The organism is Clostridium sp. CAG:43, assembly GCF_000434655.1.
Taxonomy (GTDB): Bacteria; Bacillota; Clostridia; order Lachnospirales; family Lachnospiraceae; genus Otoolea; species Otoolea fessa.
This window is the reverse complement of record NZ_FR895109.1, coordinates 17,304-28,168: the sequence shown is the minus strand read 5'-3', so window position 1 is coordinate 28,168 and position 10,865 is coordinate 17,304. Positions and strand designations below refer to the sequence as shown.

At 49.5% G+C, this 10,865-nt stretch carries 12 protein-coding genes; 11 read left to right on the top strand and 1 reads right to left on the bottom strand.

Annotation, left to right across the window (positions count from 1 at the left end; all coding sequences use genetic code 11):
• Window positions 1-47 precede the first annotated feature (47 nt).
• The 5 genes from rpe (at window position 48) to serS (ending at window position 4,648) form a co-directional block, all read left to right on the top strand.
• Window positions 48-713 carry a ribulose-phosphate 3-epimerase gene (rpe, locus tag QVO97_RS10500; RefSeq protein WP_022360278.1) on the top strand — a complete coding sequence of 222 codons (666 nt, stop codon included), beginning with the start codon at window positions 48-50 and terminating at the stop codon, window positions 711-713.
• Window positions 710-1,369, top strand: coding sequence for a thiamine diphosphokinase (locus tag QVO97_RS10495; protein WP_022360277.1), 660 nt, complete (start codon window positions 710-712; stop codon window positions 1,367-1,369). Before rpe ends, QVO97_RS10495 begins: the two co-directional genes overlap by 4 nt.
• Before the next feature lie 117 nt (window positions 1,370-1,486).
• Entirely contained in the window at window positions 1,487-2,089 is a 603-nt protein-coding gene (locus QVO97_RS10490; protein ID WP_022360276.1) for an ECF transporter S component, read from the top strand.
• 252 nt (window positions 2,090-2,341) lie between these two features.
• A complete protein-coding gene (locus tag QVO97_RS10485; protein WP_022360275.1) occupies window positions 2,342-3,178 on the top strand; it encodes a pyridoxamine kinase in 837 nt (278 codons plus the stop codon).
• Between the two features lie 192 nt (window positions 3,179-3,370).
• Entirely contained in the window at window positions 3,371-4,648 is a 1,278-nt protein-coding gene (serS, locus tag QVO97_RS10480) for a serine--tRNA ligase (protein WP_022360274.1), read from the top strand.
• Window positions 4,649-4,757: 109 nt separating this feature from the next.
• On the opposite strand, the gene QVO97_RS10475 is transcribed toward serS, so the two are convergent.
• Entirely contained in the window at window positions 4,758-6,500 is a 1,743-nt protein-coding gene (locus QVO97_RS10475) for an Rqc2 family fibronectin-binding protein (RefSeq protein WP_022360273.1), read from the bottom strand.
• 144 nt (window positions 6,501-6,644) lie between these two features.
• Between QVO97_RS10475 and QVO97_RS10470 the strand changes: the two genes are divergently transcribed.
• The 6 genes from QVO97_RS10470 to QVO97_RS10445 form a co-directional block, all read left to right on the top strand.
• Entirely contained in the window at window positions 6,645-7,523 is an 879-nt protein-coding gene (locus QVO97_RS10470; RefSeq protein ID WP_022360272.1) for a YicC/YloC family endoribonuclease, read from the top strand.
• A gap of 108 nt (window positions 7,524-7,631) precedes the next feature.
• Window positions 7,632-8,252 (top strand): guanylate kinase, encoded by a 621-nt coding sequence (gene gmk / locus QVO97_RS10465; RefSeq protein ID WP_022360271.1) that lies wholly within the window; start codon window positions 7,632-7,634, stop codon window positions 8,250-8,252.
• A 17-nt stretch (window positions 8,253-8,269) separates the two neighbouring features.
• Complete coding sequence (gene rpoZ / locus QVO97_RS10460; RefSeq protein ID WP_022360270.1) at window positions 8,270-8,524, top strand: DNA-directed RNA polymerase subunit omega; 255 nt, start codon at window positions 8,270-8,272, stop codon at window positions 8,522-8,524.
• A gap of 274 nt (window positions 8,525-8,798) precedes the next feature.
• A complete protein-coding gene (gene rimO / locus QVO97_RS10455; protein ID WP_022360269.1) occupies window positions 8,799-10,142 on the top strand; it encodes a 30S ribosomal protein S12 methylthiotransferase RimO in 1,344 nt (447 codons plus the stop codon).
• Window positions 10,126-10,668, top strand: coding sequence for a CDP-diacylglycerol--glycerol-3-phosphate 3-phosphatidyltransferase (gene pgsA / locus QVO97_RS10450; RefSeq protein ID WP_022360268.1), 543 nt, complete (start codon window positions 10,126-10,128; stop codon window positions 10,666-10,668). Before rimO ends, pgsA begins: the two co-directional genes overlap by 17 nt.
• Window position 10,669: 1 nt before the next feature.
• On the top strand, window positions 10,670-10,865 hold a 196-nt coding region (locus tag QVO97_RS10445; RefSeq protein WP_288189641.1), incomplete at its 3' end, for a molybdopterin-binding protein.

Sequence of the window (10,865 nt, the reverse complement as noted above, 5' to 3'; positions counted from 1 at the left end):
CAGAAAGATTCCGAGAGTACATTACAAGAAATTGGGAGGAAAGAATCATGATTATATTATCACCTTCGATTCTGGGGGCAGATTTTACGAAGCTGGGAGAGCAGGTCGCTGAGGTGGACAAGGCAGGCGCACAGTACATCCATCTGGATGTGATGGATGGCGCGTTTGTGCCGAGTATCTCCTTTGGAATGCCGGTGATTAAGAGCCTGCGCCCGGTGACGGATCGTGTGTTTGACGTACACATGATGGTGGAAGAACCGGGACGTTATGTAGAGGATATCAAAAAAGCGGGGGCGGATCTGATCTGTGTGCATCAGGAAGCCTGTCTTCATCTGGACCGCACGATCGCGCAGATCCGTGAGGCGGGGCTGCAAACAGGTGTAGCGTTAAATCCGGCGACCCCGGTCGAGACACTGGATGTTATTTTGCCGGAGGTGGACATGGTTCTTCTGATGACGGTCAACCCAGGATTTGGCGGTCAGAAATTTATTCCATATACGGTAGAAAAAATCAAGAAGCTGCGCGCAATGTGCAGCGAGAGGGGACTTTCCACCCGCATTGAGGTGGACGGCGGAATCACGCCGGACAATGTGCGGACGGTTTTGGAGGCAGGAGCCGATGTGATCGTGGCGGGAAGCGCCGTATTTAAGGGAAACCCGGCTGGGAATGTAAAAACATTTTTAAATATTTTTCAGGAATTTGAACAGGGATGATGAAGATGAAGCGTTGTTTGATTGTGACAGGCGGAACGATTGATATTGCGTTTGCGAAAGATTTTCTCTCACAGCGCTCGTATGACTATGTAATTGCGGCAGATGCGGGGCTGGAGGTTCTGCGCCCGCTGCATATTTCTCCGAATGCGGTGGTCGGCGATCTGGACACGGTGGACAAAAAGGTTCTGGAAGAATATCAGAACCAGCCGGACATCGAATTTGAGATCCATAAACCGGAGAAGGATGAGACGGATACGGAGCTGGCGCTTTTGACGGCGGCGCGCCAGGGCTGTGAGGCAGTTGATATCCTGGGGGCGCTGGGCGGCCGTATGGATCACGCCATCGGCAATATCCAGCTGATGTATCAGTTTTTCTGCCAGGGAATGGAAGTGAATATTTATGATGCCCGCAACCGCCTGTATCTTCTGGGCGGGCATAAGGTATTTCACCGGGAAGAGGTGTATGGAAAATACATTTCGTTCCTGCCGATGACCGAGACTGTCGAGGGACTGACGCTGCGGGGATTTAAATACCCGCTCCAGCGGCGGACGATCGGGCTGGGGACGAGTCTCTGCATCAGCAATGAACTCAAACGGGACGAGGGTATTCTGGAGCTGGAGAGAGGCGTCCTTTTGTGCGTGGAGGCACATGATTAATCCGGATAAAAAAGTGGCAAGTTATAACTGACCTGCTTAAAATGATAAAAACTGTATGTTTTTCAGGGGACAAGATTGTGCTATGATGAGTCCAATAACAAGGGAGGATGAAACATCATGGCAAACAAATCAAATCAGGCTTACAAAATCGCGATGGTCGGTCTGCTGGCAGCTCTCTCCTATGTCGTATTTACATACGGACAGGTGAAGATCACACTTCCGGGCGGCGATGCAACTTCCATTCATCTGGGAAATGCAGTCTGTGTCATCGGGGCACTCTTAGTCGGCGGCTTTTACGGCGGTTTGGGAGGTGCTATCGGCATGACGATAGGTGACCTTCTCGATCCGGTTTATATTGTATATGCACCGAAGACATTTATCTGCAAACTCTGCATCGGACTGATCGCCGGATTCGTAGCACATCGTCTGGGCAAGATTGACCGGAGCACCGATAAGAACCACATCCTTGGTTTTACGATTGCAGCAGCGGTGGCAGGTCTTTTATTCAACGTCATTGCAGATCCGCTGATCGGATATTATTATAAACTCTGGATCATTGGTAAACCGGCGGCAGAGCTCACACTTGCATGGAATATCGCAGCGACTTCGATCAATGCGGTGACATCTACGATTGCGTCTGTTGTTATATATATGGCAGTTCGTCCGGCACTCCGCAAGGCAGGTTTTCTGGATGCATTGTCTGTAGAAGCGAGAGCATAAGGCAATTTTATCTCAGTCGAGAAGAATTAAAATGAAATACATACAGGAGACTGTGGTTGGGCAGAATGGGAAAAACATCTGTCCGGGCGCAGTCTCCTTGTTGCGTCATTAGAGTGTGCGGCTTATGAAACACAAATGCATAGATACACGCTTGTAGAAACCAGAATCATGCTGCAGGCAGTCGTATCTGCCGCGAGAATATGTTAGATTATAAAGTTGCTTAAAATCTAAGAAAATGAGGAAAAATTATACATGGAAGGAATTCAGAAGAAAATAGCGGTTTTAAATGACCTGTCAGGCTATGGGCGCTGTTCGCTGACGGCGGCGATGCCGGTTATCAGCGCCCTCAAGGTACAGTGCTGTCCGGTGGTGACGGCGGTGCTGTCCAATCACGCGGGATATCCGGAATGCTATATGGATGATTATACCGATCGGATGGAGGCATACCTGGAGCCGTGGCGGAAGATGGGATTTGAGATGGACGGAATCATGACTGGATTCTTAGGTTCCGCCAGACAGGCGTCGATCGTGGCAGATTTTATCCGGGATTTCAAACGGGAAAATACGCAGGTTTTGGTAGATCCGACGATGGGCGACCACGGACATCTCTACAGCGTCTGTGACGAGGATCTGATCGAGGCGATGCGGGAGCTGATGCAGTATGCGGACGTTGTCACGCCAAATCTGACTGAAGCCTGTGCCCTGACGGACACGCTGTATCAGGAAAATGGATGGAGTAAGCGCAAGCTCTCAGATCTGAGCTGGAAGCTTCACCTTTTGGGCGCGCGGTCAGTCATTTTGACAGGCGTGGTCAAGGGCAAACAGATCCTCAACGTGATCCATGAGCGCGGCAAGGAGCCGGTCTTTCATGCAACTAAATTTGTGGCGGGCAATTACCACGGAACCGGGGATGTCTTTGCAGCAGTCATCGGTGCCAGCATGGTGCGAGGTGTGCCGATGGAGGAAGCCGTCAGACGGGCGGCAGCTTTTACAAAAAAATGTGTGGAAAAGACAGAAGAACTTGGTGCCCCGGAGCAGGACGGACTGTGCCTGGAGGCGTGTCTGTCCTATTTGACGAAGTTGAGTTAAATATAATGGGCAGTCTATCCTGTTTTGTTTCAAAATGAAAAAATGATGTTACTGGGCACGTATGCGTGAACAATAACAAAATGATTTGAAGAACAGAGGAACTCTTGAAACAGGGCTTTTCATTCGTACAAAGTTGTAGTATAATTATAACTAGTTTTCGTGCAGTTAATTGCATAACAGTAGGAGGAAGATATGTTAGATCTTAAATTCGTCAGAGAAAATCCTGACATTGTAAAGCAGAATATTAAAAATAAGTTCCAGGACAAGAAAATTCCGCTGGTAGATGAGGTAATTGAGCTGGATGCCAAGAACCGTGCAGCGAAGAAGGAAGCAGATGATCTGCGTGCGAACAAGAACAAGATTGCAAAACAGATCGGCGCTCTGATGGGTCAGGGAAAGAAAGAGGAAGCAGAAGAGCTGAAGAAACAGGTAGCAGAGCAGTCTGCCCGCCTGTCTGAGCTGGAAGAGCAGGAGAAGGATCTTGGCGAGCGCATCTTAAAGATTATGATGACCATCCCGAACATCATTGATCCGAGTGTTCCGATCGGTAAAGACGACAGCGAGAACGTAGAGATCGAGCGCTTCGGCGAGCCGGTTGTACCGGATTTCGAGATCCCGTACCACACCGAGATTATGGAGAAATTTAACGGCATCGATCTGGACAGTGCCAGAAAGGTAGCTGGAAATGGTTTCTATTACCTGATGGGCGATATCGCAAGACTTCATTCTGCTGTTATCGCATATGCAAGAGATTTCATGATTGACCGTGGATTTACCTACTGTATCCCGCCGTTCATGATCCGCAGCAATGTTGTAACCGGCGTTATGAGTTTCGATGAGATGGATGCGATGATGTACAAGATCGAGGGCGAGGATCTTTACCTGATCGGTACCAGCGAGCACTCTATGATCGGTAAATTCATTGATACCGTAGTTCCGGAGGAAGAGCTTCCGAAAACACTGACCAGCTATTCTCCGTGTTTCCGTAAAGAGAAGGGCGCTCACGGCATCGAGGAGAGAGGCGTATACCGCATCCACCAGTTTGAGAAACAGGAAATGATCGTAGTCTGCAAACCGGAAGACAGCAAGATGTGGTATGACAAACTGTGGAAGAACACCGTGGATCTGTTCCGTTCCATGGATATTCCGGTTCGTACCCTGGAGTGCTGCTCCGGAGACCTGGCTGATCTGAAAGTAAAATCTGTTGATGTAGAGGCATGGTCCCCGCGTCAGAAGAAATATTTCGAGGTTGGAAGTTGCTCCAACTTAGGTGATGCACAGGCAAGACGTCTGAAGATCCGTGTCAACGGCAAAGACGGCAAATACTTTGCACACACCTTGAACAACACTGTAGTAGCTCCGCCGCGTATGCTGATCGCATTCTTAGAGAACAACCTGCAGGCAGACGGTTCTGTCCGCATTCCGGAGGTTCTGCGTCCGTATATGGGTGGTAAGAGCGAGATTCGCTAAGTTCATTTGAGTCCAGTAAAAAAACGCCATGGGTTGTGTGCCTGTGGCGTTTTTTACTGGACTCATTGTGAATTGCAGAAATATAGACATTGTCTTTTTTCAGGCGGCATTATGATGGCAGTTCTTCCAGCTGATTCGACGGCGTCGCCATCATCGAATAATTCGTATGATAAATCACAAATCCCGGAGCAGCGCCCGCTACTTTTTTGACCTGCTTTTTCTGTACATAATCGATCTCAACTTTTTCATTTTCCCGTCCCTTGGAATAGTAGGCGGCCAGCCCGGCGGCTTCCTCGAAGGTGCGGTCCGGAAGCTCTTTTCCTTCGGATTTCACAATGACATGGGAACCCGGGATTCCTTTTGCGTGGAACCACCAGTCATTTCCAGTCGCGATCTTGAAGGTCAGCTCCTCATTCTGGTAGTTGTTTTTGCCGACGTAGATATGGAATCCGTCGGAGGAAAGGTAGTGGAATGGGCGGCTTGTGATTTTCACTTTCTTTCCAGCCGGACCGTGCTTTTTGATGAAGCCATATTCCGTCAGCTCCTGCTTGATCTGGGTCAGATCTTCCTCCTTTAAGGCAATATCGAGGGAGGTACTGATGGATTCGAGGTGCTCGATCTCCTGCTTCGTCTCCTCAATGAGCTGGCTCTGAGCCTCGAAAGTACGTTTGAGTTTTCCGTATTTGTCAAAATACTTCTGCGAATTTTCGCGGGCGGTCAGCTGCGGGTCAAGTGGGATCTTGACCTCTTTTCCTGTGTAGTAGTTCGTGCAGACAAGTTCTTTTTCGCCGCCGGTCAGCTCATAACCGTAGGTGTTTAACAGCTCGCCGTAGAGCTTGTATTTATCCCGTTTTTCGGTGTCCTTTAACTGTTTCTGCTGCAAATCGTATTTTTTATAATTGCGCTCCAGGGCAGTCTGGACGATCCGGCGCAGATCCGAGGATTTCTGGCGGATTCGTGTGATGACGTTCTTGGACGCATAGTAGGTCTCCAGCACTTTACTGATCGAATCAAAGTGTTCGACCTGATATTCCGGCGGGAACGAGGTCAATGGGAGAGCGGCAAATTCCATTGGCTCATCTTCACGGTATACGATGCAGGGCGAGAACTGTCCATTTTTGATGGATTCCATTGCCAGTTCCAGCGTGTGCCCGAGGTGCGTGCGCTCCAGCTCATTCAGTTCCGATGCGGGGCGGTCGGCATCGACCGATGCCTCATAGCAGAATTCTTCTGCCATGACCGGGCTGATACCGGTGAAATTCGTGTAAATGGCTTTTCCTGCCGGTGCCGGTGACTGTGCCAGAATGGCGGCGAAATCATCGGCAGATGCAGTCAGCGGATCCTGCTTCGCGACCGTCTGCGGGAGGAAATATTGCCGTCCCGGCAGAACCTCGCGCACGGAGCTGACCTGCACGGAGATATGTTTGATACTGTCGAGGATCGTGCCGTCAGGGCTGCAGAAAATGATATTGCTGTATTTTCCCATCAGTTCGACGATAAGCAGCTTGCGGCAGAGGTCACCCATCTCGTCCAGATGTTCGATCTCAAAATGAATACAGCGTTCCAGACCCGGCTGGCTGACCGACACGATGCGTCCGCTTCCGATGTGCTTGCGAAGCAGCATGCAGAAATTCGGGGCAGTCATCGGTCCCTGCTTGTTGGTATCCGTCAGATATGCCAGCGGGAGACTTGCGTTGACCGAGAGAAGAAGCCGTTTCGTCTCCCGGAAGTTCTTTATGGTAAAAAGAAGTTCATCGCGCTCGGTCTGCGTGATCTTTGCGATCTTGCCGCCGGTAAGCGCGTCACTAAACTCCTTAACCAGGTTTGCGATTACAATTCCGTCAAATGCCATGGTTTTGGTGCTCCTTTATTTGTGTAGTATCTACTATTATAATGAAAGAAGACACGAAAAACAATCACTTTTAAATTCGGTTGACGCTTGCGGCGATTTGCATTATAATACCATTATCTATGGATGAAAGAGAGAGGCGTCACTATGCTTAAAAGTATGACTGGATTTGGCCGATGCGAGATGGCAACGGATGAATATAAGATTTCTGTGGAGATGAAGGCGGTAAACCACCGTTACCTGGATCTCAGCATTAAGATGCCGAAGAAATTTAATTACTTTGAGGCGGCGATTCGCGCGCAGCTCAAGAAATACATTCAGCGGGGAAAGGTAGATGTCTTTATTTCCTATGAAGATTATACGGATGAGAAGATTTCCTTAAAGTACAATCGTTCCCTGGCCGGCGAGTATATGGATTATTTCCGTCAGATGGCGGACGAGCTTGGAATTCCGAATGACGCGACGGTGATGCGTCTTGCACGGTGTCCGGAAGTCTTTACGATGGAACAGGTGCCGGAGGACGAGGAGCATATGTGGCAGATTCTCGAAAAGGCGATCGGCGAGGCGGCAGAGAAATTTGTCGAGACACGCACACGCGAGGGTGAGAATCTGAAGCAGGATCTGCTTGGCAAGCTGGACTATATGGTAACGCTGGTCGATCAGATTGAAGAACGTTCCCCGAAGATCGTGGAAGAATACCGGGCGAAACTGGAAGATAAGGTGAAAGAGCTTCTGGAAGGAAGCAGCGTCGATGAAGGCCGGATTGCGGCAGAGGTTGTGATTTTTGCAGATAAGATCTGCACCGATGAGGAGACGGTCCGCCTGAGAAGCCACATCGAGGCGACCCGCAAGGAGCTGACGGCGGGCGGAAGCGTCGGACGTAAGCTGGATTTCATTGCACAGGAGATGAACCGCGAGGCGAATACGATCCTTTCCAAGGCAAACGATCTGGAGGTTTCCGATTGTGCGATTGCACTCAAGACAGAGATCGAGAAAGTCAGAGAGCAGATTCAGAATATTGAATAGCTGATCATGCTGGAAGAGGTATTCACGGAAGGCTGCCGTTGGCGGTGAAAATACGGAGAATATGAAATATTGTAATAATAGATAGAATTTAGAAAGCAGGCGAAATATATGGATAATCAGGGAGTACTGGCAGTTATATCCGGATTTTCAGGGGCAGGCAAGGGAACATTGATGCGTGCATTGCTGGAGCGGTATGACAATTATGCCCTTTCCATCTCCGCGACCACCCGCGCACCGCGCGAGGGCGAGGTTGATGGAAGAGAGTATTTCTTTAAGACCCGGGAAGAGTTCGAACAGATGATCGAACACGATGAGCTGGTCGAATACGCCCAGTATGTCGGAAACTATTACGGCACACCGAAGGAGTATGTGTTTTCCAACCTGAAAGCGGGCAAGGATGTCCTTTTGGAGATTGAGATTCAGGGTGCCCTGAAAATCAAGAAGAAATTCCCGGAGGCAGTTCTCATTTTTGTTACGCCGCCGAGTGCCGGGGAGCTTAGAAACCGGCTGGCAGGTCGTGGAACCGAGACACCGGAGAAGATTGCCGCACGGCTTTCGAGAGCAGCAGAGGAGTCCAAGCAGATGGATGACTACGATTTCATTCTGGTGAATGATGAGGTAGACCGCTGTGTAGAAGAAATGCACGCACTGATTCAGGCGATGCATGCCAGAACAGAAAATCACAAGACTTTGATTGAAAAAATAAAAGAAGAGATGAAGCAATTCTGAAAGGAGAAAGATGTATTATGATGCTGCGTCCGTCATATCTTGACTTAATTAATGTTGTAAACAAAGAGGCTGAGCCGGGGAAAGAACCGCTGATTCAGAGCCGTTACTCCATCGTAATTGCGACTGCAAAGCGTGCAAGACAGCTGATCGCCGGTGATGAGGCACTGGTCATTGAGAATGGAAGAAAACCGCTTTCGATCGCGATCGACGAGCTGTACCATTCTAAGGTTAAAATTGTAGCAGAGAACGATTCCCCGGAGGAAGAGGTCTAAAAGGTGACAGAAGACCGTCCCGTGTTCATTATGTACATGGAGATGGTCTTTTCTTAGATATAGAGTAACTGTTCAGTAGGTCTGCGCATTTACTGCGCTGACCGTACGAAAACATGGGCCAGCAGGCAAAAATCCCATTGCCGTAGGCAATTTTTAATGGATTTTTGCGCGTGACTGTGAAGGTACTGAACAGTTACGATACAGAATTTTTGTGACGGTTCAAATCGATTATGGTTACAGAAATTTTTTAAATATGGTATTAGGAGAGAATTGAATGAAATTACTTTGTATATCCCTTGGCTGCGATAAAAACCTGGTTGATGCAGAGCGTATGCTGGGTTCGCTGAGCCAGGACGGGTACACGTTTACTGATGACGAGCAGGAGGCAGATGTCATTCTGGTCAATACCTGCTGCTTTATCAACGATGCCAAGGAGGAGAGTGTCAACACTATCTTAGAGATGGCAGAGTACAAAAAGAGCGGAACCTGCAAGGCGCTCTTAGTCAGCGGCTGTATGGCACAGCGTTACAAGGAAGAGATCCTGCAGGAGGTGCCGGAGGTGGACGGTATTCTCGGTACGACCAGCTATGATGAGGTCAGCAAGGTGCTGGCGGAGGTGCTGAAGGGCGAGCGGGTATCTGATTTCCACGATTTGTCCGAACTTCCCGAGACGAAGATGCGGAGCAAACGTCTGGTGACGACCGGCGGACATTATGCTTTTTTAAAGATTTCCGAGGGCTGTAACAAACGGTGTACCTATTGTATTATCCCGTCCCTGCGTGGACCGTACCGCAGTGTGCCGATGGAGCAGCTTCTCGCAGAGGCAAAGGAGCTTGCGGATCAGGGTGTGAAGGAACTGATTCTTGTCGCACAGGAGACGACGCTTTACGGCGTGGATTTGTATGGAGAGAAGACCCTGCCGAAACTTTTACATGAACTGGCACAGATCGATGGAATCGAATGGATCCGTATCCAGTACTGTTATCCGGAGGAGATCACCGAGGAGTTGATTCAGGCGATCAAGACGGAGGAAAAAGTCTGTCATTACCTGGATATTCCGATCCAGCACGCGAGCGATGCTGTTCTCAAGCGGATGGGACGCCGCACGAATCAGGCGGAGCTTCGGGAGCGGATCGCGCATCTGCGGGAAGAGATCCCAGATATTGCACTCCGCACGACCTTAATTTCCGGTTTCCCGGGTGAGACACAGGAGGATCATGAGGAACTGATGCGGTTCGTCGATGAGATGGAATTTGACCGCCTGGGCGTGTTTGCATACTCTGCAGAAGAGGACACACCGGCAGCCGGATATCCGGATCAGGTACCGCAGGAGGTCAAGGAAGACCGCCGCGACGAGATCATGGAGCTGCAGCAGGAGATTGCCTTTGAGAAAGCCGAGGATATGAAAGGCCGTGTGCTTGAGGTTATGATCGAGGGAAAAGTGGCAGACGAGAATGCTTTCGTGGGACGTACCTATAAAGACGCGCCGAACGTAGATGGTTTGATTTTTGTCAATGCGGATGTTCCGCTGATGTCCGGCGATTTCTGCCGTGTCCGCGTAACGGGAGCACTCGAATATGATTTGATAGGAGAGTTGGCTGATGAATTTACCGAATAAGCTTACGACGCTTCGCGTCATCATGATTCCGTTTTTTGTGTTTTTCCTTCTCTGGCAGAATGGTGAAAACCATACCTTCCGTATGATTGCACTGGCACTGTTTATCATAGCCAGCCTGACCGATCTTCTGGATGGAAAGATTGCCAGAAAGTACAATCTGGTTACGAACTTTGGAAAATTTATGGATCCGCTCGCGGACAAGCTTCTAGTGTGCTCGGCGCTCATCTGCCTGATTGAGCTGAATGCGCTTCCAGCCTGGATGGTTATCATCATCATCAGCCGGGAGTTTATCATCAGCGGATTCCGTCTGATCGCCTCGGACAACGGAGTTGTCATCGCCGCCAGCTATTGGGGCAAATTTAAGACGACGTTTCAGATGGTATCGGTGGTGTTATTGATTCTGGATATTCCGGCGCTTGCGTTTGTCACGACGATCTGTGTCTGGATCGCGCTGGTGCTGACGATTGTGTCACTTGTTGATTATATTTACAAGAATCATAAAATACTGACAGAAGGGAGTATCTGATATGATAGTCGAACTGATCTCGGTAGGAACAGAGCTGCTGCTTGGCAATATCGTCAATACCAATGCGCAGTATTTATCGGAAACGTGTGCAAAGCTGGGGCTTAACGTCTATTACCAGACGACGGTAGGGGACAACCGGGAGCGCATGACAGAAGTCTTCCGGACGGCGCTCTCAAGAGCCGATCTCGTTATCATCG

What these genes read in the sequence shown, in the direction of transcription:
- rpe (WP_022360278.1), top strand. Translation starts at nt 48, where the DNA reads ATGATTATATTATCACCTTCGATTCTGGGGGCAGATTTTACGAAGCTG.
- QVO97_RS10495 (WP_022360277.1), top strand. Translation starts at nt 710, where the DNA reads ATGATGAAGATGAAGCGTTGTTTGATTGTGACAGGCGGAACGATTGAT.
- QVO97_RS10490 (WP_022360276.1), top strand. Translation starts at nt 1,487, where the DNA reads ATGGCAAACAAATCAAATCAGGCTTACAAAATCGCGATGGTCGGTCTG.
- QVO97_RS10485 (WP_022360275.1), top strand. Translation starts at nt 2,342, where the DNA reads ATGGAAGGAATTCAGAAGAAAATAGCGGTTTTAAATGACCTGTCAGGC.
- serS (WP_022360274.1), top strand. Translation starts at nt 3,371, where the DNA reads ATGTTAGATCTTAAATTCGTCAGAGAAAATCCTGACATTGTAAAGCAG.
- QVO97_RS10475 (WP_022360273.1), bottom strand. Translation starts at nt 6,500, where the DNA reads ATGGCATTTGACGGAATTGTAATCGCAAACCTGGTTAAGGAGTTTAGT.
- QVO97_RS10470 (WP_022360272.1), top strand. Translation starts at nt 6,645, where the DNA reads ATGCTTAAAAGTATGACTGGATTTGGCCGATGCGAGATGGCAACGGAT.
- gmk (WP_022360271.1), top strand. Translation starts at nt 7,632, where the DNA reads ATGGATAATCAGGGAGTACTGGCAGTTATATCCGGATTTTCAGGGGCA.
- rpoZ (WP_022360270.1), top strand. Translation starts at nt 8,270, where the DNA reads ATGATGCTGCGTCCGTCATATCTTGACTTAATTAATGTTGTAAACAAA.
- rimO (WP_022360269.1), top strand. Translation starts at nt 8,799, where the DNA reads ATGAAATTACTTTGTATATCCCTTGGCTGCGATAAAAACCTGGTTGAT.
- pgsA (WP_022360268.1), top strand. Translation starts at nt 10,126, where the DNA reads ATGAATTTACCGAATAAGCTTACGACGCTTCGCGTCATCATGATTCCG.